Here is a 25,375-nt window from a genome sequence, read left to right on the forward strand (position 1 = left end):
AGGCATCGTCCCCGGCACCTCAGGGACCTTCCGGGCCTCCGGCACCTCCCGGACCTGGGGGACCTTCCGGGACGGTCGCGCCCGTCACGTCCACGCCGCCACCGGCCGACGCCCCGCCGCCGGCGCATGAGCCGTCCTTCCCCGGCGACATGGCCAGGGACGCGCTCGGGGCGCTTCGCGCCGAGGTGGGCAAGGCGGTCGTGGGGCAGGACGCCGTGGTCACCGGCCTGGTGATCGCCCTGCTGTGCAAGGGGCACGTGCTGCTCGAGGGCGTCCCCGGCGTGGCCAAGACGCTGCTCGTACGCACGCTGTCCGCCACCTTGTCCCTCGACTTCAAACGGGTGCAGTTCACGCCCGACCTGATGCCGGGAGACGTCACCGGGTCGCTGGTGTACGACGCCAAGACGGCCGAGTTCGCCTTCCGCGAGGGGCCGATCTTCACCAACCTGCTGCTCGCCGACGAGATCAACCGCACCCCTCCGAAGACCCAGGCCGCGCTGCTGGAGGCCATGGAGGAGCGGCAGGTCAGCGTGGACGGCTCGCCGGTGAAGCTGCCCGATCCGTTCGTGGTGGTCGCCACGCAGAACCCGATCGAGTACGAAGGCACGTACCAGCTGCCGGAGGCGCAGCTCGACCGGTTCCTGCTCAAGCTGACCGTGCCGCTGCCGCCGCGCGACCAGGAGATCGCGGTGCTCGAACGCCACGCGCTCGGCTTCGACCCGAAGGACCTGTCGCACGTCAAGCAGGTGGCGACGGCCGCCGACCTCGCGGCGGCGCGGGCCGAGGTCGCCAAGGTCCACGTGGCCCCCGAGGTGCTCGGGTACATCGTGGACCTCGCCCGGGCGACCCGCCTGTCCCCGTCCCTGCAACTGGGCGTGTCCCCGCGTGGCGCGACCGCGCTGCTGGCGGCGGCCCGCGCGTGGGCCTGGCTGTCCGGCCGTTCCTACGTCACCCCCGACGACGTGAAGGCCCTGGCCAAGCCCGCCCTGCGGCACCGCATCCAGCTCCGTCCCGAAGCCGAGCTGGAGGGTGCGACACCGGACGGGCTGCTCGACGGTGTGCTCGCGTCGGTCCCGGTACCCCGCTGATGGCGCTGACCGGCCGTGCGGGGCTGATCGCGGCGCTGGGCGCGGCCGGCGTGCTGTTCGCGCCGCGGCCCGGCTACGCCGTGCTCGGCCTGCTGCTGTTGCTGGGCGCGCTCATCCTGGTCGACCTGCTGTTCGCCGGGGGCGTGCGCCCGCTGCGCTTCCGGCGCGGCGGCGAGCACCTCGTACGGCTCGGCGAGTCGGTCGAGGTGGAGCTGATCGTCGAGAACCCCGGACGCCGGCGCGTACGCGGCACGCTGCGGGACGCCTGGCCGCCGTCGGCCGGCGCGAGCCCGCGCCACCTGCGCCTCGACGTCCCGGGCGGTGAGCGCCGCCGCCTCGTCACGACGCTGACGCCGTCGCGGCGCGGCGACCGGGAGGCCGTGACGATCACGGTACGGTCGCTCGGCCCCCTCGGCGTGGCCGCGCGTCAGGGGTCCCACCGGGTGCCCTGGACCGTGCGGGTGCTGCCGCCGTTCCTCAGCCGCAAGCACCTGCCCGCGAAGCTGTCCAAGCTGCGCGAGCTGGAGGGACAGCATCCCGCTCTGGTGCGCGGCCAGGGCACGGAGTTCGACTCCCTGCGTGAGTACGTCGTGGGCGACGACGTGCGCTCGATCGACTGGCGTGCCACGGCCCGCCGTTCGGACGTGGTGGTCAGGACCTGGCGCCCCGAACGCGACCGCCGGGTCCTGATCGTCCTCGACACCGGCCGCACATCTGCCGGCCGAGTCGGCACCTCCCCCATCCCCGCGGCTCCCGGCACCACCACGAGAACCCCTCCCATCTTCCCGCCAAGTCGGCCGGGCGGTGCCGCGAACGCTGCCGGATGGCCGCGTCTCGACTGGTCGATGGACGCGGCCCTGCTGCTGGCCGCCCTCGCGACCCGCGCCGGTGACCGGGTCGACTTCCTCGCCCACGACCGCGCCGTACGGGCGTGGATGTCCGGCGCCTCCCGTACCGACTCGCTGTCGGCGCTGGTCAACGTGATGGCGCCCATCGAGGCCGAGCTCGTCGAGGCGGACTCCGCGAGCATGGTGGCGGCCGTCCAAGCCCGCGCCAAGCGGCGGTGCCTGGTCGTCCTGCTCACCGACCTGAACCCGGCGGCCATGGAAGAGGGCCTGCTCCCCGTACTGCCGCAGCTGGCCTCGCGACACGTCGTGCTGGTGGCCGCCGTCGCCGACCCGCGTGTCGCCGAGATGGCGGCCGGCCGCGGCACGGCCGAGCAGGTCTACGACGCGGCGGCGGCCGAGCACCTGCGTGGCGAGCGCGAGCGGCTCACCGCCCGGCTCCGCCGCCACGGATGCGAGGTGGTCGACGCCACCCCCGACGACCTGGCCCCCGCCCTCGCCGACACCTACCTCGCCCTCAAGGCCGCCGGCCGCCTCTAGGCGTCTGTCGCACCGTCGCGGGCGAGCGAAGTCGTGGCCGAGAAGTTCCGGCCTGCCACCAATTGATGCTTTGAGGGCGAACAATCCGCCAGGAGGGGTGAAAGCCTGGTACGTGGCCGGGTGCGCGCTTACGATCTTTTGCGCTGGTGTGCACGCGGGGGAATCGGGCGGTGTCGGCGGAATGCGTGAGCGGTGGCCTCTCGTGATGATCGCCTTGGTGGTGGCGATGATCGCGTTCGGCGTGTTCGCGCTGCTGACCGGCCCCGGTCCCGTGGAGGCCACGCCGCGGGCGCGGCAGACCTCCGCGCCCGTCCGGTCGGCCGGGGGAGCGCCACCGGCCTCGACGCCCGCGCCGACCCTCCTGCCGGCCGAGACTCCCCCACCGCTGGAGACCACGGCCCAGACGCCCCCGCCGTCCGTCGTGACGCCCCAGACTGCGGCGCCGGCCGCTCCCGACGTGACCGCGGCGCGCTACTTCGACGCCTGGCGGGCCGGTGACTTCTCCACCATGGCCGCGCTGGTGGACAACCCTCCGGCCGACTTCGCCGATCGGCACCGGCGGTTCAGCGCCGAGCTGCGGATCGCGTCGCTGTCGCTCAGCCCGGGCGCTCCGCGCCGCCAGGGCGAGCAGGCGGCCGAGGTGCCCTTCCAGGGGGTCAGGGAGGTGACCGGGCTGGGCCGGTGGCCGTTCTCCTCGGTGCTGCGCCTGGCGTCCAGGAACGGTGCCTGGAAGGTGCTCTGGGCCCCCGAGACGCTGCACCCCTCGCTCAAGGACGGCGGGAGCCTGCGCCTGAGGGAGACCCGGGTCCGAAGGCCCGCCACGCTCACCCGCGAGGGACTGCCGTTCCCCGCGGACAGCCGGGCGGGCGACTACGTCACCGGGCTGGACGCGACGGTGGTCACCCTGAAGCTGGAGGAGGTGCCATCGGGCAAGGTCCTTTTGGCATCCCCCACCCCGCCGCAGACGGGAACGCGGAGCACGATCTCCCAGACCGTCCAGGCCGCCGCCGCCCGCGCACTGGACGGGGTCGGGCAGCCCTCGGCGATCGTGGCCATGGACGTCCAGTCTGGCCAGGTCCGCGCGGTGGCGGACACGCTGGGCGGCAAGCGTGCGTTCAACGGCCTGTACCCGCCGGGTTCGGCGTTCAAGGTGGTGACCTCCGCCGCCCTGTTCCGCAGCGGCCTGACTCCTGAGTCACCGGTGGCGTGCCCGGGGAGCTACACCATCCCGAACGCCAGGACCTTCACCAACGACGGGGGCGCCGACCACGGCACCGTGAGCCTCACCACGGCCTTCGCGTTGTCCTGCAACACCACGTTCGTGCGCCAGACCTACGAACGGCTGCGCGACGACCGGCTGCGCGCCGAGGCCGCCGACCGCTTCGGGTTCCGCGAGAAGCCGGGCCTGAGCTTCTGCCGCATCCTGCCGTACAAGGACCTGAACGAGCTGGGCTCCGACGCCATCGGCCAGAACTCCGTGCAGGCCAGCCCGCTGTGCATGGCCGAGGTGGCCGCCGCCGCCGCGAGCGGCGTCTGGAAGCCCGCCATCATGACGGACGCGCCCCCCGCGGGTTCACCGGCGCAGGTGCCCCTGGACGACGGCGTGGCCGACGGCCTGCGCACGATGATGGGCGCCGTGGTCACCCGGGGCACCGCGGCGCGGGCCGGTCTCCCCTCGGGCACCGCGGGCAAGACCGGCACCGCCGAGGTCGCCGGGGCCAGGTCGCACGCGTGGTTCATCGGGTACCGGGGCGACCTGGCGTTCGCGGTGCTGGTCCAGAACGGGGGCACCGGTGGCGCCGTGGCGGCGCCGATCGCCGCGAAATTCCTCAAAGCGCTGTAGCTGGAACCGGTTTCCGCAGGTCACCGGAGTGTCCCAGCACCACGGGGAGAGACCCGAGTAGCTCGATATGCGCGCCTCAGGCTGAGGGGGCGACGTCGGGGGCGCGTTCGAGGTCGCCGGTCTCGTCCGCCCGCAGCGCGCGGCGCCCGAAGAACACGACGTACGCCAGGAACGCGGCCTCGGCGGCCACCCCGATGCCGACGCGCGCCCACGTGGGCAGGGCGGAGGGGGTCACCATCGCCTCGATCAGCCCCGACACCAGCAGGACCACCACCAGGCCGAGCGCGACGGCGACCACGGCCCGTCCCTGCTCGGCCAGTGCCTCAGTGCGCTTCCTCGGCCCGGGGTCGATGGCCGTCCAGCCGAGGCGCATGCCGACGGCGGCGGCGAGGAAGACGGCGGTCAGCTCCAGCAGGCCATGCGGGGTGATCAGGCCGAAGAAGACGTCGAGCCGGTCGCGGGAGGCCATGAGCCCGGCGGAGACGCCGACGTTCGCGGCGTTCTGCCAGAGGATGTACGGGATCGGGATGCCGAGCAGCACGGACGTGGCGATCACCTGCATCGAGACCCAGGCGTTGTTGATCCACACCTGCCCGGCGAACGCCCCCGAGGGATGCTCGGAGTAGTAGTCGGCGAAGTCGTGCTCCACGAGCTGCTTGATCTGCTCGGGCCCGGCGATGGCGGCCTGGACGTCGGGGTTTCGCGCGACCCACATGCCGACCGCCAGGGAGACCAGCAGGAACACCGCCGTCGTGGTGGCCCACCACCACCGGGCGCGGTAGGCGACCACCGGGAACGAGACGGTGAAGAAGCGGATGAACTCCCGCCAGGCCGGCGTGTGCGCCCCCGTGACCGCCGAGCGCGCCCGCGCGACGAGCGCCGAGAGCCGGCCCACCAGCAGTTGGTCGGAGCCTGACCTGACGATGGACAGGTGCGTCGCGACGCGCTGGTAGAGGTCGACCAGCTCGTCCACCTCGGGCCCGCTGAGCGAGCCGCGGTGCCGCACCAGGGTCTCCAGCCGGTCCCACGTCGGCTTGTGCGCGGAGACAAACGCGTCGATGTCCACGCACGAGAGCCTATTGGGCCGATGGATAGGGTGGGGGACGTGGCAGATGTCGTGACCGGCGAGGCCGTGGTCGTAGAGGTACGAGTGGCCCAGCTGCCGAGCCGGGCCCTGGCGCTGTTGATCGACATGGTGCTCCAGTTCCTGGCCATCCTCGGGCTGAGCCTGCTGCTGGGCATGCTGTCGATCGTCGCCGAGGAAGCGGTCGCGGTGGCGCTCACGATCCTGCTGAGCGCGCTCGTGATCGTGGGATACCCGGTGATCTTCGAGACGCTCAGCCGGGGCAGGAGCCTCGGCAAGCTCGCCATGGGCCTGCGGGTCGTCAGCGACGACGGCGGCCCCGAGCGCTTCCGGCAGGCGCTGTTCCGTGGGCTGTCCGGGCTCCTCGAGTTCTGGATGTTCTTCGGCGCTCCGGCGCTGATCAGCTCGCTGATCTCGCCGCAGGGCAAGCGGCTCGGTGACATCTTCTCGGGGACCATCGTGATCTCCGAGCGGGGCCCCCGCCAGGCTCCGCCGCCCGAGATGCCCGCGCCGCTCGCCCGCTGGGCCGGCACACTGGAGCTCTCCCGCCTGCCCGAGGACCTCGCCGCCACGGCGAGGCAGTACCTCTCGCGCTGGCACCAGCTCTCCCCCGCCGTCCGGCACGACATGGGCACGCGCATCGCCGCCCAGTTCGCGTCCTTCGTCTCGCCGCCGCCCCCGCCCTCCGCGCCTCCCTACGCCTATCTGGCCGCCGTGCTCGCCGAGCGCCGCCGCCGCACGGAGGTACGGCTCGCGCGCCAGATGCGGCAGAACTCCTCGCCGTACGGAGCGGTCCCCCCTCCGCTGGGGCCCCCCGCCCCGCTTCCTCCGCCCACCTGGCGTCCGGCGATTTCGTACGGCCCGCCGCCTGCCGCTCGCCCGTCCTCAGCAGGGCGAACGCGCCCGACGCCCGGTGGTTTCATCCCTCCGGCGTAGATTTTTGGTAATGCCGAGGCATACATGCGTAAAGCACGGGCACGGGATGTTCCAGCGGGCTACTGGGGCATTAGCCCGCTACGTGGGAACGGGTATGGCCCGGTGCGTGAGGGAGAGGTCGCACCGGCCATACCCACCCCCCTCACGCGAGCCTGACACGGGCGTCCAGGAGGGCGTAGGCCACGTCGACCAGCAGGTTCGCCACCACGACCGCCGCCGCGGTGATGAGCACCACCCCCATGATCACCGGTAGGTCGCCGCTCACGAACGCCTGGACCACCGCCTGCCCGACGCCGCCGAGGCCGAACACCGACTCGGTGACGACCACGCCCCCGATGAGGGTGCCGATGTCCACGCCGAGCTGCGACACCACCGGTGTCAGCGCCGACCGCAGGCCGTGCCGGACGATCACCCGCCGCTCGGGCACGCCCTTGGCGCGAGCCGTGCGGATGTAGTCCTCGCCCAGCACGTCGAGCATCGACCCCCGGGTGAGCCGCAGGTAGGTCGCGGCCTGCACGGTGGCGAGCGTGACCCAGGGCAGGATCAGGTGCCGTGCCCACTCGGCCGGGTTCTCCGACAGGCCGACGTACGAATCGGGCGGGAAGATCGGCACGCCGGCCTTGGTGAGCTGGAAGAAGAGCAGGTACAGCAGGAGCAGCCCGATGACGAAGGTGGGCATCGACACTCCAGCGAGGGCCAGGAACGTCAGCGCCCTGTCCAGCAGCGAGCGCGCACGGGTCGCGCTGAGCACCCCGGCGCTGACGCCGACCAGGAACCACAGCACCGCGCCGCCGAGGACGAGCGACAGGGTGGGCGGGAGGTCGGCGGCGACCAGCTTGCCCACCGGCTCCCCGTTGAAGTACGACTTGCCGAGGTCGCCGTGGACCAGCCTGCCCATATAGTCGCCGTACTGCACGAGGATCGGCCGGTCGAGGCCGAGGTCGCGCCTGATCAGGTCGACCTGCTCGGGGGTGGCCTGCCGGCCCGCCAGCGTCCTCGCCGGATCGCCGGGCGCCACGAAGAACATGAAGAACGTCCCCAGCGTGACCAGCCAGAGCACGACCACGCCGAGCAGCACCCGCCGGATGAGGAAGCGCCGGAACATCGGGTCAGCCCTCCATGCTCTTCACGCGTGAGGCCCTCTTGCCGCCGGTCCGTCTCCGCAGGATGCCCCTGCGCCTGTTGAAGAGCCGTTCGGTCCTCGGGTCGATGGCGTCCCGGACGCCGTCGCCGAGCAGGTTGAACGCGAGCGTGGCCAGCAGCAGGCTTCCCGCCGGGAAGGTGAGGTACCACCACGCGACCCGGTAGAAGCCCTGCGCCTCGCTGAGCAGGTTGCCCCAGGAGGGGGTCGGCGGGACGATGCCGAGGCCGAGGTAGGACAGCGTCGACTCGAACACGATCGCCGCCGGGACCAGCAGGGTCACCAGCACGATCACCGGGGCGAGCAGGTTCGGCAGGATGTCGACGAACATGATGCGCGCGTCGCTCGCCCCCAGTGACCTGGCGGCCTCGACGTACTCGCGCTGGTTGATCGACAGGGTCTGCCCGCGCACGATGCGGGCGATCGCCGCCCAGGAATAGAAGGCGATCACCCCGATCGTCGCGGTGAGCGACGGCCCGGCGATGGAGACGATCGCGATGGCGAAGATCAGGTACGGGAACGACAGCACGACGTCCATCAGCCGCGACAGGAGCGTGTCGATCACGCCGCCGTAGAACCCGGCCAGCAGCCCCACGGCGACCCCGAGCAGCGCCGCGAACCCGGTGGACACCACCCCGACGACCAGCGAGACGCGGGCCCCGTACAGGACGCGGATGAACAGGTCGCGGCCGAGGCGGTCGGTGCCGAACCAGAACGTCCCGTTCGGCGCGACCGGAAGCCCCTGCTCGGTGATGCCGATGTCGCGGAACTGGTCGTCCGGGCCGTGGCCGCTCCACTGCGCGATGAGCGGCGCCGCGGCGGCGAGCAGGAGCAGGACGACCACGATCACCGCCGAGGCGAGGGCCACCTTGTCGGTGCGGATGCGTGCCCACGCGAGGGCCCACGGGCTGCGGCCCGCGATGACATTGTCCGGCACCGCGTCCGGGCGAATCTCGGTGAGCGTCACCTCGTCCCCCCGTCCACTGGCTGATCGTCGTCACGGTCTGACCCGTCCGCCGCGGGCGGGGCGTTCCTGGTCGCCGGGCTGTCGGGGCCGATCGGGAAGTGGCAGGCCGTCAGGTGCGCGGCCCCCTCCAGCGCGGGCCGCTCGGCCGAGCAGATCTCCTTTGCCCTCGGGCAGCGCGGGTGGAACCGGCAGCCGGACGGCGGGTCGATCGGCGAGGGGACGTCTCCGGTGAGGATGACGCGTTCGCGCCGGTCGGCCACATCGGGGTCGGCGACGGCCGTGGCCGAGAGCAGGGCGTCGGAGTACGGATGGCGGGGGTGCTCGTACAGCTCGTCGGCCTCGGCCAGCTCGGCCACCCGGCCGAGGTACATCACCGCGATCCGGTCGCTGACGTGCCGCACCACCGAGAGGTCGTGCGCGATGAAGAGGTACGTCAGCCCGAAGTCGTCCTGGAGGTCCTTGAGCAGGTTGAGGATCTGGGCCTGGATCGACACGTCGAGGGCCGACACCGGCTCGTCGCAGATGATCAGCCGGGGGCGCAGCGCCAGGGCGCGGGCCACGCCGATGCGCTGCCGCTGGCCTCCGGAGAACTCCGCGGGGAAGCGGTTGTAGTGCTCCGGGTTGAGCCCGACGCGTTCCATCAGCTCAGACACCGTACGCCGCCGCTCCTTCGAGGTGCCCACGCCGTGGATGACCAGGGGGTCGGCGATGATCGAGCCGACGCGCCTGCGGGGGTTCAGCGAGCCGTACGGATCCTGGAACATCACCTGGATGTCCCTGCGGAAGGGCCGCATCGCACTACGCGACAGGTTGGTGATGTCCTGACCGTCGAAGGTGACCTTGCCGGAGGTCACCGGGTGCAGTCCCGCGATGCAGCGGGCCAGCGTGGACTTGCCGCAGCCGGTCTCCCCCACCAGGCCCAGCGTCTCGCCGGGCGCCAGCGCCAGGCTGACCCCGTCGACGGCGTGCACCTGCCCGACCGTACGGCGGAGCACGGCGCCCTCGTGGATCGGGAAGTGCTTGACCAGGTCGTCCACTTCCAGAAGGTTCACCGAGCCTCCGTTTTCTGGGTCCCCGCTCACCGGGCCTCGGTTCCCGAGGCGCGCAGCCGTACGGCCTCCGCCTCCTCGCCGAGGCCGACGGCCTGGTGCGGCAGCCAGCAGGCCGAGGCGTGGTCGCCGTCGCCGGTGACCCTGCCGAGCGGCGGGCGCTCGGCCGCGCATACGGGCATGGCGTACGGGCAGCGCGGGTGGAACGCGCACCCGGACGGCACCGCGATCATGCTGGGCGGCTGGCCGGGGATGGGCCGTAGCCTTCCCTGCCGCACGCCCGTGCTGCCGGGGATCGACTCCAGCAAGCCCTTTGTGTAGGGGTGATGTGGCCGGTAGTAGATCGTCCGCCGGTCGGCCCGCTCCACCGGGAGCCCGGCGTACATCACCATGACCTCGTCGGCGACGCCCGCGACCACCCCGAGGTCGTGCGTGATCAGCACCAGCGCGATGTCGAACTCCCGCTGGAGGCGGGTGATCAGGTCCAGGATCTGCGCCTGGACGGTCGCGTCGAGCGCCGTGGTGGGCTCGTCCGCGACCACCAGCTTGGGGTTGAGCGCGAGCGCCATCGCGATCATCGCCCGCTGCCGCATGCCGCCCGAGAACTGGTGCGGGTAGTCGTCCACCCTGCGGTCGGGCCGGGGGATGCCGACCAGCCCCAACAGCTCCACCGCGCGCCGCCTGGCCTCCGCGCGGCTCACCCCGGCGTCGTGGACGCGGATCAGCTCCGCGATCTGCCAGCCCACCTTGTACAGCGGGTGCAGGCTGGTCAGCGGATCCTGAAATATCACGCTTATCTCGGATCCTCGGATCTGGCGGAGCCGTTCCTCGTCGAGCCCGAGAAGGTCCACACCCTCGAAGAGTGCGCTCCCCGAGATGTCCGCCTCGGGGAGCAGCCCCAGGATGGCCTGAGTGCTGACCGTCTTGCCGCTCCCCGACTCCCCGACGATCGCCAGCGTCCGCCCCGGCTCGACGCTGAACGACAGCCCGCGGACGGCCTGGACCAGGCCGTCCGCGGTCGGGAAGCCGACCGTGAGATCTTTCACCTCGAGAAGGGTCATGGGGTCGGCGGGTCCAGCCAGAGGTTGGTGAGGTCGAAGAGCTGGAACGACGGCAGGTAGATCGCGTTCTTCACCCGCTTCGCGTGATAGATCGGGGTGTTCTGGTTCTGGAAGGGCACGATCACCGCGTCGGCCAGCACCTTCTGGTCCACCTGGTGCCACAGGGCCGCCGCCTTGGTCGGGTCGGGCTCGGCCAGCGCCTGCTTGATCAGGTCATCGACCCGCGGGTTGCTGTAGCAGCCGTAGTTCGAGGTTCCCGGGGTGCAGTTGGTCTGGAACAGCGGCTGCGACACCGACCGGCCGTTGTTGCCGTACCAGTCCGGGACCCATCCAGGCGCCGAGATGTCCCACTTGCTGTCCTTCGCCAGGGACGGGTTCTGCAGGAAGGCGCCGTAGTAGTCGCCCTGCCGCACGGGCAGACCCTTGACCGTGATGCCGCACTTCTTCAGGTCGGCGGAGTACGACTGGAACACCGACGGGTGGTTGCCCGCGTTGCGGAACGCCCCGATGAGGGTCAGGCCGTTCGGGTAGCCCGCCTCCGCGAGCGTCTGCTTGCACTTGGCCGGGTCGCCCTCGTCGTTGGGCGTCGGGTACGGGTTGTACTCCTCGTACCCGATGTTGCCCGGCGGGATCGCCGTGTGCAGCGGGGTGTTGAGCTCCTTGCCACCGTAGATCTTGCCGATCGCGACCTTGCTGATGGCGTACTCGATGGCCTGGCGGACCCCGAGCTTGCCCATGGCCCCGTTCTCGTTCTTGCTCTGGAGGTTGAACACCAGGTACGGGTTGGTGATCGCCCCCGGGTAGACCTTGTAGTTCGGATCGCCCGAGGAGCTCAGCCGGGGAAGCTGCGCGGTCGGGACCGGCAGGTCCCAGGCGAGGTCGGCGCTGCCGGCCTCCAGTTGCTGCTGCACGCTGTCGGGCTCGGTGACGCCCTCCTTGACCTCGATGGCCTGGACGTACTGGTGGCGGACCGGGTCGGACTCCTGCTTCCAGGCCGGGTTGCGCTCCAGCCGGATCTCCTTGGTCGCCACGTACTTCGTGATCTTGTAGGGGCCGTTGGAGATCACGTGCTGGCGGAAGTCGGCGTCGTCGGGGGCGTACTGGTCGTACTCCTGGGGAGCCGCCGAGGCGAAGTTCAGCGCGAGGATGTTGAGGAAGTCACCGGCCGGCTGGATCAGCGTGAAGACGATGGTCTTGTCGTCCTTGGCCTGAACTCCGGCGATGTCGTGTGAGTTCTGGAAGTCCGCGAGGGCCTTCGGCGTGGGCTTGTCCTTCTCGAACGCCTTCGCGTAGGCCGCGCAGTACTCGGCCATCCCCTTGATCGTGCTGGTGTAGTAGCCCGGCGCCCCCGCGCCCGCCACCGGGTTGCAGAGCCGCTTGAAGCCGCGCAGGTAGTCCTGCGCCGTCACCGCGCGCGGCGGCGAGGTGTCCCACTGGACGCCGTCGCGCATCTTGATCGTGTAGGTCAGCAGGTCCTGGCTGAGGCCGCCGTTGGACGTCGTCGGGATCTCCGTGGCGACGTCGGGCACGACCTGCACCGCCTTCTTGGCGTCGGTCGACGCCGGCAGCGTGAACAGCTGGCGGGCGTAGGTCCGCAGGAGCTGGTTGGTCACGACGTAGTACGTGCTGGTGGGGTCCAGGTGGTCGACGTCACCGCCGCCGACGAGCCGCAGCGTGCCGCCCGGCACAGCCTTGCCCGCCCGCTCGGGAGCGGCGGAGTTGCCCGTGCCGCCGCCTGCGCCGTCCGTCTGACAGGCCGTGGCGAGCAGGGTCGCCGCCGCCACAACCGCAATGGTGAGATGGCGCGTGTTGGCCATCTGCCCTCCTCGTGCCGAGATGGGGAACCTTGGGTGGCCGATAGCAGGGCTGAACCGGTACCGTGACGCGCCCTGCGGCTTGCTGGGGCTTGCTCTGAATGAAGGAACCCATCCCGGAGGGGTGGCTGTCGAGGGCGGTTACCCAACCGTTGGCGAGGCGCGACCCGCAAGTGATGCCGGTTCGATGGTGAAATATCAGCGAATCGCGACATGGCGGGCTAGCGGGCCGGGAGCAAGGCCCTGGCCTGCGCCGATGATCGGAAAACGGTTAACCGCGGTGAAGAACGGACGTCACGAGCCGAAGCGCCACGACCGGAGGTAATCGGCCTGGAGGGGGGTGAGCGTGTCGATGTCGATGCCGGCCGCCGCGAGCTTCAGCCGCGCCACCTCCGCGTCGATCTCCGCGGGCACGTCGTACACGCCGGGCGCGAGCCGTACCCGCTCCTCGGCCAGCCACGCGACGGCCAGCGCCTGGGCCGAGAACGACATGTCCATGACGGCCGCGGGATGCCCCTCGGCGGCTGTCAGGTTGACCAGGCGGCCCTCCGCGAGCAGCAGCAGCCGCCGCCCGTCGGCGAGGACGTACTCGTCGGTGTGGGGCCGCACCCCGAGGTGGACCTCCTGCGCCATGCCCTCCAGGGCCCGCACGTCGATCTCGACGTCGAAGTGGCCGGCGTTCGCGAGGATGGCGCCGTCCCTCATCTCGGCGAGGTGCTCGCCCCTGATGACGTCGCGGTTACCGGTGACGGTGATGAACAGGTCTCCCGCGCGCGCCGCCTCGACCATCGGCAGCACCTCGTAGCCCTGCATGCTGGCGTCCAGCGCCTTGACCGGGTCGATCTCGGTGACGATGACCCGGGCGCCCTGCCCCCGCGCCCGCTCGGCCACGCCACGCCCGCAGAAGCCGAACCCGGCGACCACGATCGTGCGCCCGGCGATCAGCGTGTTGGTCGCCCGCATGATGCCGTCGAGCGTGGACTGTCCCGTGCCGTACCTGTTGTCGAACATGCGCTTCGTGCGGGTGTCGTTGACCGCGACGACCGGGAAGCGCAGGGCGTGCTCGGCCGCCATCTGGCGCAGCCGGATGATGCCCGTCGTGGTCTCCTCGCACCCGCCCGTGACCCCGTCGAGCAGTTCGACGCGCTCGGTGTGCAGCGTGTTGACCAGGTCGCAGCCATCGTCGAGCACGATGTCGGGCCCGATGTCGAGGGCTTGGTGGAGGTGCCGGTAGTAGGTGGCGCGGTCCACGCCCGCGCGGGCGTGCACCGCCACGCCGTACGTCCGCAGGGCTGCCGCGACGTCGTTCCGCGTGGACAGGGGGTTGGACGCCGCGAGGGCGATCTGGGCTCCGCCAGCCTTCAGCGCGCCGACGAACACCGCGGTCTCCGCGGTCACGTGGAGGCACGCGGCGATCTTCAGGCCTTCGAGCGGGCGCGCGGCGTCGAACCGCGCGCCGATCGCCCGCAGCACGGGCATGGCACGCAGCGCCCAGTCGATGCTGCGCTCGCCCGCCTCGGCGAGCGACGCGTCAGCGACATCCACAATCTTCCCTGTCCCCCTGTGTGGCGAAAGGTCCCCGCGCGACCTCACGCGGGGACCTCGCCTGGCCGGAAAGGCCGGTCGATCAGTACGGTCGATCAGTAGCGGTAGTGGTCGGGCTTGTACGGACCCTCGACGTCGACGCCGATGTACTCGGCCTGCGCCTTGGTGAGCTCGGTGAGCTTGACGCCGAGCGCGTCGAGGTGGAGCCGCGCGACCTTCTCGTCCAGGTGCTTGGGCAGCACGTAGACGCCGATGGGGTACTCCTCGGTCTTGGTGAACAGCTCGATCTGCGCGATCACCTGGTTCGTGAAGGAGTTGGACATCACGAAGCTGGGGTGGCCGGTGGCGCAGCCGAGGTTCATCAGGCGGCCCTCGGCCAGCACGATGATCGAGTGGCCGTCGGCGAAGGTCCAGGTGTGGACCTGCGGCTTGATCTCGGTCTTCACGATGCCGGGCAGCTTCGCCAGACCGGCCATGTCGATCTCGTTGTCGAAGTGGCCGATGTTGGAGACGATCGCGTTGTGCTTCATACGGCTCATGTGGTCGGCCGTGATGATGTCGAAGTTGCCGGTCGTGGTCACGAAGATGTCGGCGATGCCGACGACCTCCTCCAGCGTGGTGACCTGGAAGCCGTCCATGGCCGCCTGGAGCGCGCAGATCGGGTCGATCTCGGTGACGATCACGCGGGCGCCCTGGCCGCGCAGCGCGTCGGCACAGCCCTTGCCCACGTCGCCGTACCCCGCGACCACGGCGACCTTGCCGCCGATGAGCACGTCGGTGGCGCGGTTGAGGCCGTCGATCACGCTGTGGCGGCAGCCGTACTTGTTGTCGAACTTCGACTTGGTCACCGAGTCGTTGACGTTGATCGCCGGGAAGAGCAGCGAGCCGGCCTTGAACATCTCGTAGAGACGGTGGACGCCGGTCGTGGTCTCCTCGGTGACGCCCTTGATCTCCTTGGCCACGGCGGTCCACCGACCCTCGGAGGACACCGTGCGGTGGAGGAGGTCGAGGATGATCTTCCACTCCTCGGCGTCGTTCTCGGAGGGCGAGGGCACGGCCCCGGCCTTCTCGTACTCGGCGCCCTTGTGGACGAGCAGGGTCGCGTCGCCGCCGTCGTCGAGGATCATGTTGGGGCCGCCGCCGCCAGGCCAGGTGAGCGCCTGCTCGGTGCACCACCAGTACTCCTCCAGCGTCTCGCCCTTCCAGGCGAACACCGGCACGCCCTTGGGGTCGTCGGCCGTGCCGTCGGGGCCGACGACGACCGCGGCGGCCGCGTGGTCCTGGGTGGAGAAGATGTTGCAGCTCACCCAGCGGACGTCGGCACCGAGCGCTACGAGCGTCTCGATGAGCACGGCGGTCTGGATGGTCATGTGGAGCGAGCCCATGATCTTGGCTCCGGTCAGCGGGCGCGCGTCGGCGTACTCGCTGCGGATGGCCATGAGGCCCGGCATCTCATGCTCGGCGAGCTGGATTTCCCTGCGGCCGAAATCGGCCAGAGCAAGGTCGGCGACCTTGAAGTCCATAGTGTTTCCCCTCAACCCGGTCAGTGCGTCTCTGCGAGTTTAAGAGGCGCGCGCACCCCAATGCATCCCCAGATCTGCGAACCTGACAAAAGAATGTAAGATTCGGGTCCATGCGCATCACTGAGGCGGCCAAGCGTCTGGGATTGTCACCCCGGATGCTCCGCTACCGGGAGGCCCTCGGCCTGCTGCCCCCGACGCGCGACCGAGGCTCCCACCGGCGGTTCGGCCCCGAGGAGCTCGCGGCGGTCACCCAGGCGATGGAGCTGGAGCGGCGGTTCGACGTGTCCCCCGCCGAGCTGGCGTTCGGGATGCGCGTCCTCAGCGAGCCCGCCGTGGCGCAGGCCGTGCGCGACCTCGGGCTGCGCATCGGCCGCATCCACGCCCCACGCCGCGCGCTCGACTTCGAGAAGGAGAAGGCTCTGCGCCTGCTCCACCGCGACCGCTGACCCGGCCGGGCCCGGCGGAGACGTCGACCGGCATCGCCCGACAGGGGGAGACCCGGCTCAGGAATGCGCGTCGCCCGCCCCGTTGGGCGAGGCGGTGGGCCGGCCGACACGGTAGAGGTCGGGCTCCAGGTAGATGACCCTGGCCATCGGCACGGCCTCGCGGACGCGCCGCTCGGCCTCGTCGATGCCCTTGGCGATGTCGGAGGCCGTGTCACCGTGCTCCACGGCGATCTTCGCCGCGACCAGGAGCTCCTCGGGACCGAGGTGCAGGGTGCGCAGGTGGATCACCTTGCTGACCTCGGGGGAGCCCTCCAGCGCCTCGCAGATCTTCTCCTCGATCTCCGGCACCGCGCTCTCGCCGATGAGCAGGGACTTGGTCTCGATCGCGAGGATCACCGCGATGATCGCCAGCAGGATGCCGATCATGAGGGTGCCGACGCCGTCCCAGACGCCGTTGCCCGTGACCACCGCCATCGTCACGCCGAAGAGCGCGAACAGCAGGCCCAGCAGGGCCCCGAAGTCCTCCAGCAGCACGACCGGGAGCTCGGGGGCCTTGGCCCTGCGGATGAAGTTGAACCAGGAGACCTCGCCCCTGATGGTGTTGGACTCGACGATCGCGGTGCGGAAGGAGAACCCCTCGGCCGCGACCGCGAAGACCAGCACGCCGAAGGCCCAGATCGGGGACTCCACGTGGTGGGGGTGCATGATCTTCTCGATGCCCTCGTAGAGGGAGAAGACCGCGCCGATCGTGAACAGCACGACCGCGACCACGAACGCGTAGAAATAGCGCTCGCGGCCGTACCCGAAGGGATGCTTGCGGTTCTCGCGCTTCTTCGACTGCCTGTCGCCGAGCAGGAGCAGCGCCTGGTTCCCCGAGTCGGCGACGGAGTGCACCGACTCCGCCAGCATCGAGGACGACCCCGTGAAGATGAACGCCACGAACTTCGCCACCGCGATCGCCAGGTTCGCCCCCAGCGCCGCGATGATCGCCTTGTTACCGCCGCCCGCGCTCACCCGCAGTCTCCACCCATCCGTAACACCGTGCTCTGACCCCGCCCGTAAAGCGGTCAAGGAGATCTTATTGGGAAAGTCTCGCCTTAAGTTCCGCGATGGCGCTCACGGGAGTCGGATCGACGCCGTAACCAAGTGCCAGGTAGACGCTTCCGTAGTCCGCCAGACACACCAGCGAGGCCAGCCGCTCGAGCGGATGGGCCCCCTCGGCGGTGATCTCCGAGACCGGCACGCCGCGATCTTGCGCCAGGCGCACCGACATCGCGCGCCGCTTGCTCACCTGGGGATGCTCCTCCAGGTCGCGCAGCACGATCAGCCGCAGGGCCAGAGAGGGCTCGTCGCCGAAGATGTCGCGCTGGGCGAGCGGCCCGTCGAGGGCCACCACCTGGTTGTGGTCGGCCTCCGGGATCTCACCCCAGATGGCGGGATACTTGGCGTTCTGGTTGAGCTGGGTCGCCAGCCGGTAGGCGGCGGCGGTCGCCACCGGCGAGGAGCCCCAGACCATCGGGATCGTGTCGGCGATCTCCAGCGCCAGCGTCTTGCCGGGGTTGATGAACGACTCGCTCGACGGCCGGCAGCGGTGCGCGATGTCCTCCAGGCGCTTGGCCGTGGCCTCGATCGCGTCTGTGTCCACCTCGACCAGCCCGAGCGCCGACGCCACGGCGACCAGGGGCATGGTCAGGCCCCAGAGGTTCGCCCGGGGCAACCGGACCGCCCCCTGGACCGGCGCGGCGGGCAGGTGCAGCCCGGACGCCTGCTCGGCGATCGCCGCCAGCGGCGACCCGGCGCGGCCCACGGTGATCAGCCGGCACCCCCGGCGCACCGCCTCGAGCGCCAGCGTCTGGGTCTCCTCGGTGGTGCCCGAGCTGGACACGGCGATGACCAGGTCGGCGGCGCCCACCCAGCCCGGCAGCCGGTAGGAGCGCACGGTCACGATGGGGATGGGGACCCCGCCTCCGCACACGGCGGCGAGCATGTCGCCGGCGATGGCGGAGTCGCCCACGCCCGCGATCACGACCGCCCGGGGACGGTCACTGGCGGACAGCCGGGAGACACCCGCCTCCAGCGCGCCGCGGTGCGAGGTGCGGACCTGCGCGCCTGAGGAGGCCACCGCGGGCAGCATGCCCGCGGGGTCGGCCTCGGTCAGGAACGCCGTGTCATCCAGCCGCTCGGGCTCGAACGAGCTCACGCCTTGCGAGCCTCGTCGACCAGCAGCACCGGGATGTCGTCGCGGACCGGATAGACCAGCCCGCACGTCTCGGAACTGCACGCCAGCTCATCGCTCTGGGTGACGGCGTTGAGCGGTGACTTGCAGGCCGGGCAGGCCAGGATGTCGAGCAACCAATCGTCGATCTTCACGTCAACTCCTCACGACGGCGAGAACCTCGTCTCGGGTCGCCGCCATTAGCTTCTCGTCGGCCGCCTCGGCATTCAACCGGAGGAGCGGCTCTGTGTTGGACGGACGAAGATTGAACCACCAGTCGGCCCCCGACACGGTGAGGCCGTCGAGCTCGTCCACCGTTACCCCGTCACGGCCGGCGTACTCGGCGCGGACCCGCGCCAGCGCGCCCGCCTGGTCGGCGACGGTGCTGTTGACCTCGCCGGACGCGGCGTAACGGGAGTAGACCTCAAGGACGTCGGACAGCGGGCGGTTCTGCTCGCCGAGGGCGGCGAGCACGTGCAGTGCCGCGAGCATGCCGGAGTCGGCGAACCAGAAGTCGCGGAAGTAGTAGTGGGCGGAGTGCTCGCCGCCGAAGACGGCTCCGGTGCGGGCCATCTCGGCCTTGATGTAGGAGTGCCCCACCCGGGTGCGCACCGGGACGCCGCCGTTCTCGGCGATGATCTCCGGCACCGCCTTCGAGGTGATCAGGTTGTGGATGACCGTCGAACCGGGGTGCTTGGCCAGCTCGCGCACGGCCACCAGGGCGGTGATCGTCGAGGGCGAGACCGACTCGCCGCGCTCGTCGACGACCCAGCAGCGGTCGGCGTCGCCGTCGAAGGCCAGGCCGATGTCGGCGCCCTTGTCGAGCACGGCCTTCTGCAGGTCGCGGAGGTTCTCGGGCGCGATCGGGTTGGCCTCGTGGTTGGGGAAGGTGCCGTCGAGCTCGAAGAAGAGCGGGATCACCTCCAGCGGAAGGCCCTCGAACACCGTGGGGACGGTGTGGCCGCCCATGCCGTTGCCGGCGTCCACGACGACCTTGAGTGGCCTCATGCCGGAGAGGCCGACCAGGCCGCGCAGGTGGGCGGCGTACCCGTCGAGCAGGTCTCGCTCGGTGACCTCGCCGATGCGGCCACCGGTGGGCTGGACGCCCGGGGCGAGCAGCTCGGCGGCGCGGTCGCGGATCTGCGCCAGGCCCGTGTCGGCCCCCACGGGGACGGCGCCGGCGCGGCACAGCTTCATCCCGTTGTAACGGGCGGGATTGTGGCTGGCCGTAAACATCACGCCCGGTAGCCCCAGGCTGCCGCTGGCGTAATAGAGCAGATCGGTCGATCCGAGCCCGGTGTCGACCACGTCGGCGCCCCGGCCGGTCGCCCCGCGGGCGAAGGCCGCCGCGAGAGGGCCGGAGGACGCGCGCATGTCGTGCGCCATGACCACTGCCTCGGCTCCGAGCACCTCGACGAAGGCGGCGCCCACGGCCTCGGCGACGTTCTCATCGAGCTCGCCGGGGACGACGCCACGGATGTCGTACGCCTTGAAGATCTTGGCGAGGTCGCCCACTGCCGCTCCGCACCTAGTCATGTCTGTTCTGACCGAGCCTACTGCGTTCCTTCCGGGCCTTTCACGAAGATCGGGAAGCGGTGGCGGGCAGGGCCTGCGCGGGGAACAGGTCGCGGGATCTTCCGGCCTCAGCGCTCAAGATTCTGCTGGGCGGACCTCAGGACCCGCAGGTGACCGCGCCGGCCGACCTCCACGCCCTGCCCCACGGGCTCGCCCGAGGACGGCGCGGGCCTGGCCGCCTCGCGCACGGCGTTGGCGAGGGCTTCGAGATCGTCGGTGCTCGGTTGCCCCGCCTCCGAAGGCAGCCGGACGACCTCCCACCCACGCGGGGCCGTCAGCCGCTCCGCGTGGTCCGCGCACAGGTCATAGCAGTGTGGTTCGACGTACGTCGCCAGCGGTCCGAGCACGGCGGTCGAGTCGGCGTAGACGTACGTGAGTGTGAAGACGGCAGGCTGCCTGCAGGCGGTACGGGAACAGCTGCGGACGGGGCTCACGGAGGGACCGTATCCGGTCCGCGTTCACATTGCCACCACCTGGCAGCTCTTAACGAGCGTGTCGCCACAATTCGGACACTTGCCGTCCCTTTACGCGCTGTATGGCCGGGCGCGGAAACCGCTTGGCGGACGGCCCGTTCGCCGGGAGGCCAGGGAGTGGGCGCGGGATCCGAGAAGCACGATCTAGGCTTGCTGTGTGAGTTCGGCCCCCGGCGGCAAGGCCCGCCCCAACGGCCCGCGGCGGCGCGACCGGCACGGCCGCGGCATGCGCGGGCCGCTGGCCCCGTCGCACGTGCCCATCGCGCGCTCCAGAAGCGAGCGCTTCGACGATTTCGTGCTCGACGCGGTCGACCGGCTGAAGCCCAAGTGGGGTGGGCAGCTCTCCTCGGTCGAGTTCGCCGTCGAGGAGGTGCCCCCGGCCGACGAGCTGATCGACGGGCCGGGCAGGCTGTCGTCCGACCCGATCCCCTTCGGCCGGGTGCAGCCCGCCGCGGGCGGCTCTCCTGCGGTCGTCGTGGTCTACCGCCGCCCGCTCGAAGCGAGGGCCCGAGACCGCGACACCCTGGGCGCGCTGGTGCACGACGTGGTCGTCGAGCAGGTCGCCAACCTCCTGGGCCTGTCGCCCGAGACCGTCGATCCCGGTTACGACGAGCGCCACTGAGCGGCCGTCACCGGCGGCTCAGGGCAGCACCACCGTGGCCGACTCGGCGATGCGCGGCACGATGGCCCAGGTGCGCGCCAGGGCCAGGGGCTGCGTGGTGACGAGCAGCCCGTCGGGCGAGCGCTCGTCCATCACCCGCCCGCCGTAGACCGGGCCTGAGCCCGGCAGGGGCAGCACGACCACCCCGAAGTCGCCATGGACACCCGGCGGGGCCAGCTTGACCTCCTTGGTGCGCGACGCGGGGATCTCCACCTCCACGGGCGGGGGCACGGCGCCCTTCTGCGGCAGCGCCTGCACGCGCACCTTCCCCGCGGCGGCGGGCGCGGAGAGGATCAGCCGGGAGGAGATCTTCTTCCCGGTGCGGTTGTCGGCCACCACGCTTCCGATGTCGATCGGCACCGCTCCCGCGCTGAACGCGACGTCCTGCTTGGTGCCGGTGCCCGTGGCCATCACCCCGGCCACGATCGGGACGTCGGCGGTGAGCACGAGGGCCGACGGCTGCCCGGCGATGCCGGTCGACAGGTCGAGCGAGGCCGTGGACCCGGCGGTGACGTCGAGTGACTCGCGGTTCTTCATGGCGTAGAACCCGTCGGCCGTGAGCGCCTTGACGTGGACGACGGTGTCGGCCTCCCCCGGCGCCGTGACGTACAGCTCGCGCAGCCCGCCCCCGCCGGGGATGCCGGGAACGACGACGCTGGTCGAGGGCTCGGCGGCGGCGGGGAGCCAGTCGGTGCCCTTGCCCTTGCCGAGTACCGCCCGCGCGGAGGCGGCCACGCGCCCGCTGATGGTGCGCACCTCCACGGCCATGACCAGAGGGGAGGGCGCGAGGTCGCGCACCCGTACCGCCCGGTGCTCTCCAGGCTTGAGCACGAGGCCGTTGCCGGAGTCGTTGACCACGGGACCCTCACCGGCGTAGACCATGACCTCCAGGACGGCCTGGGCGGCGTCGGCGTTGGTGAGGTAGAGCACGACGTCGGCGGCGGCCGGGCCGGGGCCGACGAACCACGCGCTGGAGCCAGGCTCGGCGCACCGCACCCCGGCGAGCCCGCGTGCCGTGCCGTCGGCCTGGCGGGTGGTCTGCGTGGCCTCCAGCCCCGCCGCCATCGCGCCGACGCCGGCGATCTCCAGCGGCCCGGACTTGGCGGGCACGTCGCGCTGCCACAGCAGGCCGGGCCGGTCGAGCCTCGCCAGCGGCGAGGCCTTGGCCTTGACCTCGGAGACCGTGGTGTGGCCCGCGCCCTTGCCGCCGGACGGTGTGATCGTGCTGACTCGCGCGCCGCCCGGGTCGGGGCAGACGGTGGAGACCGTCTCCACGGCCACCTTGTCCGGGGTGACGGCGGGCACGGCGGCGACGCCGGGACGGGTCACGAACGCCACGCCGAACAGGGCCGTCAGGGCTACCAGGACCAGGGCAAGGAATCCGAAGCGGTTCTCGATCAGCGCCCTCACCGGACCAGCACTCCCTCGGTCTCGCGCTCCACCGGCATCTCGACGTACTCCTCCGAGGCCTCGGCGCTCCGCGCGCCCGGAGAGGCCAGGACGAGGACCAGTGCCACGAGAGCGGCCTGCGCCCAGAGCCAGAGGTCGTGCCAGAACGCCCCGTGCTCGGCCGTGACGCGGCCGCCCGCGGCGGGCACGTCGAAGCCCTGGGCCCAGCCGTCGACGGCGCGACCGGCGAGCGACGAGCCGCCGGCCGTGGCGGTCCACCCGCCGGCGGGCTCGGCCAGCACCAGCGTGCGGGTGCCCTGACCGGCGGGGACCGTGACCGTCAGGCCGCCGCCCGCCGCCTCGGTGTACGGGACGGGCGTGCGGTCCCCCGCCTGGTCCTGGAGGTAGGCCCGGCCGAGGGGCTGGGCCATGCGCCACAGCCCGGCGGCGGGCGAGAGGTTCACCCTGACCAGTGCGGGATCGGAGTCGAGCGAGCGCCGCACCTTGGGATCGACCGGAGCCGGGACGGCGATGAAGCGGACGCCGTAGCCGGCGAGCGTGAGCGCGTCGTCGCCGCCGCGCCCGGAGGCGACGCCCGCGACCAGGCCGGAGAGCCGCCGGCGCATCGCGGCGGACACCGGCAGGTCGGTCTCGCCGAGCAGAGGGGTGCGGCCGCGCAGCACGGTGAAGGTGAGCCGCCCGTCCGCCTCCGAGCGGAGCACGACCGTGCCCTCGCCCTCGGTGGAGCTCGCGGCGGCGAAGTCGCTGATCACGCTGGGCACGCCGCGCTGGAGCGGCCCTCGCGCGCCGTCCTTGATCCACAGAGCGGCCACGGCGACGGGCGAGGCGCAGGCCACCAGGACCATGAACGCCGCGCCGGCCTTTCGAAGGCCGCCGGCCTGGTTGAGCTCGATGATGCGGTGCCCGGTCAGCGCCGCCGCCACGATCAGGCCCGTGGCGGCGAACGCCAGCGGCACGCCGGGCCAGGCCGCCGTGCCCGCCACGGGGACGCGGCTGACCACGATCGCGACCAGGATGCCGAAGACCGTGACGCCCCACCCGACGATGACCACCATCTGGTGCCGCCGGAACAGCAGCGCGGCCAGCGCGGCGGCGATCAGCCCCCCGGTCACCCACACGGGCGGCACACCAGGGCCGCCGGGGCTGAGCAGCAGGAGCGCTTCGGCGGTGAGCCGGGGATCGGCCAGCCCGGGGCGGTGCAGCCCGGCCTCCAGCAGGATGCGCCCGGGGTCGCCCGCGATCTGGACCAGCCACGGGAACAGCAGGACGATCGGCACGGCCATCGCGATGCCGAGCGAGAGGCCCACCCCGCGCCGCACCCCGCCGAAGGACACCGCGGCGAGGCCGCCGAGGACCGCGACCAGCACGTAGACCAGGGGCGCGAACGCCGTGCCGACCGCCAGCAGCAGGCCGAGCGCCCACGCCGCCCGGCGGGCGCTACGGCGCTCTCCCATGATGACCCGGGAGGCCAGCGCGGCGTAGGCGGGGAGCAGGACGAAGACCACCGCCGTGCCGAGCCGCCCGCCCGCGACGGCTCCGGTCGCGACGGGAAGCAGCGCGTACGAGGCCGCCAGCCAGACCCGGGCCAGCGGATAGGAGATCATCGACCGGGTGGCGACGTAGGCGGACAGACCCGCGAGCGGCACGCAGCCGAGCAGCAGGACCGAGACCGCGAGCCACGTCTTGCCGAGGAAGATCGTCGACAGCGCCGCGAGGACCGCGACGTACGGCGGCGCCCAGCCGTCGGAGCCGAGCCCGCTGGCGTGGTAGGCCGAGGTGTAGAACTGCCACAGGTCGGAGGCGCCGCCCACGACGGGCACCAGCGCGCCGCCGCCGAGCAGCCCGCCGTAGAGCAGCGATCGCTCGGCGGCCACCGTGACGGCGAGCAGGGCCAGGCACAGCAGCACGCCGGGGTTGCTGAAGACGCGCTGCATCAGACCTGCGTCGGTCAGCAGCTCGTCGCCCTCGTCCTCCTTGGAGGGCTCGGAGATCACCGCGTGGTGCCGCCCTGCGGAGTCGATGGGCCCGGCGCCGGACAGGTAGTTCTGGACCATGTCGGCGAGCCGCCTGTAGGCCATCCCCGAGGGAGTGAGCAGCCGCTTCACCTGGGGATAGCCCTGTTTCCTGCCTTGTTTTCGCGCCTTTCGCGCCTTCATGAGACGGCGGGGGGCGGCGAGCACGGAGGCGAGCGCGACAACCTCGTCGAGGGCGTTCGCCGGCTGCTTGGCCAGCAGCAGCAGGAGCGTGCGGAACACCGAGCCGAAGACGTTGCGCACCAGCGACCACATCAGCGACCGGAACGGCAGGTTCGCCATGATCACGAACATGGCGTTGCGCCGGTCGAGCCGGCGCGGGTGGTCGGTGCTCGCGGTCATGCGGCGCCTGCGGCGCGTCGAGGCCTCGGCGTGCCAGGCGACCGCGTCGGTGACGGTCAGCACGTGGTGGCCGGCGGCCGTCGCGCGCCAGCACAGGTCGAGGTCGTCACGGAAGAGGGGCAGGCCGGGGTCGAGACCGCCGAACTCGTCCCACACGTCGCGGCGGATGAGCATGCCGGCCGTGGACACCGAGAGCACCTTGCGTACGCCGTCGTGCTGTCCCTGGTCGTACTCCCTGGGCTCCAGGCCGGTGTCGCGGCGGCCCGACCGGTCGACCGTGACGCCGACTTCGAGCAGGATGCGGCGGTCGAGCCAGTCACGGAGCTTCGGGCCGAGGATGGCCACCTTCGGGTCCTCGGAGGCGGCCCACAGGAGCGCTTCGAGCGCCTGCGGGTGGGCCGCGCAGTCGTCGTGGATCAGCCAGATCCACTCTTCGCCGCCGGTGCGGGGGAGCCGCTCGAGCACCGCCGCCACCGCCTCGCCGAAACCGGTAGAGCGGGGCAGGGTCAGGATGCCGTTGACGCCGAGGGCGTCGGCGAGGATCTTGCCGCTGCCGTCGCGGCTGCCGTTGTCGACGCCGACGACCCTGTCGAGGGGACGCGACTGCCGGAGAACGCCCTCCAGCGACTCCCTCAACCAGCGGGCGCCATCATGGGCGACGACGATCGCTGTGACGGATTGACGCGGCGGGTGCACGGAGGTGGTGTCCTTGGGGGCTCGTGTGGCTTGCGCCGATCACGATACGGCACCCCGAGCGCGCCGGGTCTGCCACTCTTCCAATCGG

21 protein-coding genes are annotated in these 25,375 nt (G+C 71.5%); 6 read left to right on the forward strand and 15 right to left on the reverse strand.

Features of this window, described 5'->3' with window-relative positions; translation table 11 throughout:
* Positions 1-149 precede the first annotated feature (149 nt).
* The 3 genes from AB0O34_RS04440 to AB0O34_RS04450 all read left to right on the forward strand — a co-directional run bounded on the left by AB0O34_RS04440 (position 150) and on the right by AB0O34_RS04450 (position 4,316).
* A complete protein-coding gene (locus AB0O34_RS04440; protein WP_363912498.1) occupies positions 150-1,088 on the forward strand; it encodes a MoxR family ATPase in 939 nt (312 codons plus the stop codon).
* On the forward strand, positions 1,088-2,473 hold the full coding sequence (locus AB0O34_RS04445) for a DUF58 domain-containing protein (protein ID WP_363912500.1): 1,386 nt from the start codon (positions 1,088-1,090) through the stop codon (positions 2,471-2,473). Before AB0O34_RS04440 ends, AB0O34_RS04445 begins: the two co-directional genes overlap by 1 nt.
* A 205-nt stretch (positions 2,474-2,678) precedes the next feature.
* Positions 2,679-4,316 (forward strand): penicillin-binding transpeptidase domain-containing protein, encoded by a 1,638-nt coding sequence (locus AB0O34_RS04450; RefSeq protein ID WP_363912590.1) that lies wholly within the window; start codon positions 2,679-2,681, stop codon positions 4,314-4,316.
* 76 nt (positions 4,317-4,392) lie between these two features.
* On the opposite strand, the gene AB0O34_RS04455 is transcribed toward AB0O34_RS04450, so the two are convergent.
* Positions 4,393-5,382 carry a stage II sporulation protein M gene (locus tag AB0O34_RS04455; RefSeq protein ID WP_363912502.1) on the reverse strand — a complete coding sequence of 330 codons (990 nt, stop codon included), beginning with the start codon at positions 5,380-5,382 and terminating at the stop codon, positions 4,393-4,395.
* Between the two features lie 39 nt (positions 5,383-5,421).
* Here AB0O34_RS04455 and AB0O34_RS04460 point away from each other — a divergent pair, with 39 nt between their 5' ends.
* A complete protein-coding gene (locus AB0O34_RS04460) occupies positions 5,422-6,336 on the forward strand; it encodes an RDD family protein (RefSeq protein ID WP_363912504.1) in 915 nt (304 codons plus the stop codon).
* Between the two features lie 142 nt (positions 6,337-6,478).
* On the opposite strand, the gene AB0O34_RS04465 is transcribed toward AB0O34_RS04460, so the two are convergent.
* The 7 genes from AB0O34_RS04465 to ahcY all read right to left on the reverse strand — a co-directional run bounded on the left by AB0O34_RS04465 (position 6,479) and on the right by ahcY (position 15,436).
* Complete coding sequence (locus AB0O34_RS04465) at positions 6,479-7,441, reverse strand: ABC transporter permease (RefSeq protein ID WP_363912506.1); 963 nt, start codon at positions 7,439-7,441, stop codon at positions 6,479-6,481.
* Positions 7,442-7,445: 4 nt separating this feature from the next.
* Positions 7,446-8,444 (reverse strand): ABC transporter permease, encoded by a 999-nt coding sequence (locus tag AB0O34_RS04470; protein WP_363912508.1) that lies wholly within the window; start codon positions 8,442-8,444, stop codon positions 7,446-7,448.
* Entirely contained in the window at positions 8,441-9,496 is a 1,056-nt protein-coding gene (locus AB0O34_RS04475) for a dipeptide ABC transporter ATP-binding protein (RefSeq protein ID WP_363912510.1), read from the reverse strand. The genes AB0O34_RS04470 and AB0O34_RS04475 overlap by 4 nt, the downstream gene beginning before the upstream one ends.
* Before the next feature lie 26 nt (positions 9,497-9,522).
* Complete coding sequence (locus AB0O34_RS04480) at positions 9,523-10,554, reverse strand: ABC transporter ATP-binding protein (RefSeq protein WP_363912512.1); 1,032 nt, start codon at positions 10,552-10,554, stop codon at positions 9,523-9,525.
* Positions 10,551-12,371 (reverse strand): ABC transporter substrate-binding protein, encoded by a 1,821-nt coding sequence (locus AB0O34_RS04485; RefSeq protein ID WP_363912514.1) that lies wholly within the window; start codon positions 12,369-12,371, stop codon positions 10,551-10,553. The genes AB0O34_RS04480 and AB0O34_RS04485 overlap by 4 nt, the downstream gene beginning before the upstream one ends.
* 291 nt (positions 12,372-12,662) lie before the next feature.
* Positions 12,663-13,916, reverse strand: coding sequence for an adenosylhomocysteinase (locus tag AB0O34_RS04490; RefSeq protein ID WP_363912593.1), 1,254 nt, complete (start codon positions 13,914-13,916; stop codon positions 12,663-12,665).
* Between the two features lie 92 nt (positions 13,917-14,008).
* The gene (ahcY, locus tag AB0O34_RS04495) at positions 14,009-15,436 is read right to left on the reverse strand and encodes an adenosylhomocysteinase (RefSeq protein WP_363912516.1); all 1,428 of its coding nucleotides are present in this window, start codon (positions 15,434-15,436) and stop codon (positions 14,009-14,011) included.
* A gap of 110 nt (positions 15,437-15,546) precedes the next feature.
* On the opposite strand from ahcY, the gene AB0O34_RS04500 reads away from it, so the two are divergent.
* A complete protein-coding gene (locus AB0O34_RS04500) occupies positions 15,547-15,882 on the forward strand; it encodes a MerR family DNA-binding transcriptional regulator (RefSeq protein ID WP_363912518.1) in 336 nt (111 codons plus the stop codon).
* 57 nt (positions 15,883-15,939) lie between these two features.
* Here the strand turns inward: AB0O34_RS04500 and AB0O34_RS04505 are convergent, their stop codons facing one another.
* The 5 genes from AB0O34_RS04505 to AB0O34_RS04525 all read right to left on the reverse strand — a co-directional run bounded on the left by AB0O34_RS04505 (position 15,940) and on the right by AB0O34_RS04525 (position 20,106).
* Positions 15,940-16,896 (reverse strand): cation diffusion facilitator family transporter, encoded by a 957-nt coding sequence (locus AB0O34_RS04505; protein ID WP_363912520.1) that lies wholly within the window; start codon positions 16,894-16,896, stop codon positions 15,940-15,942.
* A 64-nt stretch (positions 16,897-16,960) separates the two neighbouring features.
* On the reverse strand, positions 16,961-18,082 hold the full coding sequence (locus AB0O34_RS04510; protein WP_363912522.1) for an SIS domain-containing protein: 1,122 nt from the start codon (positions 18,080-18,082) through the stop codon (positions 16,961-16,963).
* A complete protein-coding gene (locus AB0O34_RS04515) occupies positions 18,079-18,252 on the reverse strand; it encodes a Trm112 family protein (protein ID WP_358548907.1) in 174 nt (57 codons plus the stop codon). Before AB0O34_RS04515 ends, AB0O34_RS04510 begins: the two co-directional genes overlap by 4 nt.
* A 1-nt stretch (position 18,253) precedes the next feature.
* Positions 18,254-19,612 carry a phosphomannomutase/phosphoglucomutase gene (locus tag AB0O34_RS04520; RefSeq protein ID WP_363912524.1) on the reverse strand — a complete coding sequence of 453 codons (1,359 nt, stop codon included), beginning with the start codon at positions 19,610-19,612 and terminating at the stop codon, positions 18,254-18,256.
* Positions 19,613-19,740: 128 nt separating this feature from the next.
* A complete protein-coding gene (locus AB0O34_RS04525) occupies positions 19,741-20,106 on the reverse strand; it encodes a DUF3499 domain-containing protein (RefSeq protein ID WP_344947442.1) in 366 nt (121 codons plus the stop codon).
* Positions 20,107-20,302: 196 nt separating this feature from the next.
* On the opposite strand from AB0O34_RS04525, the gene AB0O34_RS04530 reads away from it, so the two are divergent.
* Positions 20,303-20,767, forward strand: coding sequence for a metallopeptidase family protein (locus AB0O34_RS04530; protein ID WP_363912526.1), 465 nt, complete (start codon positions 20,303-20,305; stop codon positions 20,765-20,767).
* 18 nt (positions 20,768-20,785) lie between these two features.
* Here AB0O34_RS04530 and AB0O34_RS04535 read toward each other — a convergent pair whose 3' ends face one another.
* Together AB0O34_RS04535 and AB0O34_RS04540 are read right to left on the reverse strand one after the other, a co-directional pair.
* Positions 20,786-22,216, reverse strand: coding sequence for a DUF5719 family protein (locus AB0O34_RS04535; RefSeq protein ID WP_363912528.1), 1,431 nt, complete (start codon positions 22,214-22,216; stop codon positions 20,786-20,788).
* Positions 22,213-25,287 carry a glycosyltransferase family 2 protein gene (locus AB0O34_RS04540; protein WP_363912530.1) on the reverse strand — a complete coding sequence of 1,025 codons (3,075 nt, stop codon included), beginning with the start codon at positions 25,285-25,287 and terminating at the stop codon, positions 22,213-22,215. The genes AB0O34_RS04535 and AB0O34_RS04540 overlap by 4 nt, the downstream gene beginning before the upstream one ends.
* Between the last annotated feature and the right edge of the window lie 88 nt (positions 25,288-25,375).

Origin of the sequence: Sphaerisporangium sp. NPDC088356 (genome assembly GCF_040685555.1) — a bacterium.
Lineage (GTDB): Bacteria > Actinomycetota > Actinomycetes > Streptosporangiales > Streptosporangiaceae > Sphaerisporangium.

Coding starts and splice junctions, on each gene's coding strand:
- AB0O34_RS04465 (WP_363912506.1), bottom strand. CDS start 7,441: ATGTTCCGGCGCTTCCTCATCCGGCGGGTGCTGCTCGGCGTGGTCGTG.
- ahcY (WP_363912516.1), bottom strand. CDS start 15,436: ATGGACTTCAAGGTCGCCGACCTTGCTCTGGCCGATTTCGGCCGCAGG.
- AB0O34_RS04445 (WP_363912500.1), top strand. CDS start 1,088: ATGGCGCTGACCGGCCGTGCGGGGCTGATCGCGGCGCTGGGCGCGGCC.
- AB0O34_RS04440 (WP_363912498.1), top strand. CDS start 150: ATGGCCAGGGACGCGCTCGGGGCGCTTCGCGCCGAGGTGGGCAAGGCG.
- AB0O34_RS04480 (WP_363912512.1), bottom strand. CDS start 10,554: ATGACCCTTCTCGAGGTGAAAGATCTCACGGTCGGCTTCCCGACCGCG.
- AB0O34_RS04485 (WP_363912514.1), bottom strand. CDS start 12,371: ATGGCCAACACGCGCCATCTCACCATTGCGGTTGTGGCGGCGGCGACC.
- AB0O34_RS04450 (WP_363912590.1), top strand. CDS start 2,679: ATGATCGCCTTGGTGGTGGCGATGATCGCGTTCGGCGTGTTCGCGCTG.
- AB0O34_RS04500 (WP_363912518.1), top strand. CDS start 15,547: ATGCGCATCACTGAGGCGGCCAAGCGTCTGGGATTGTCACCCCGGATG.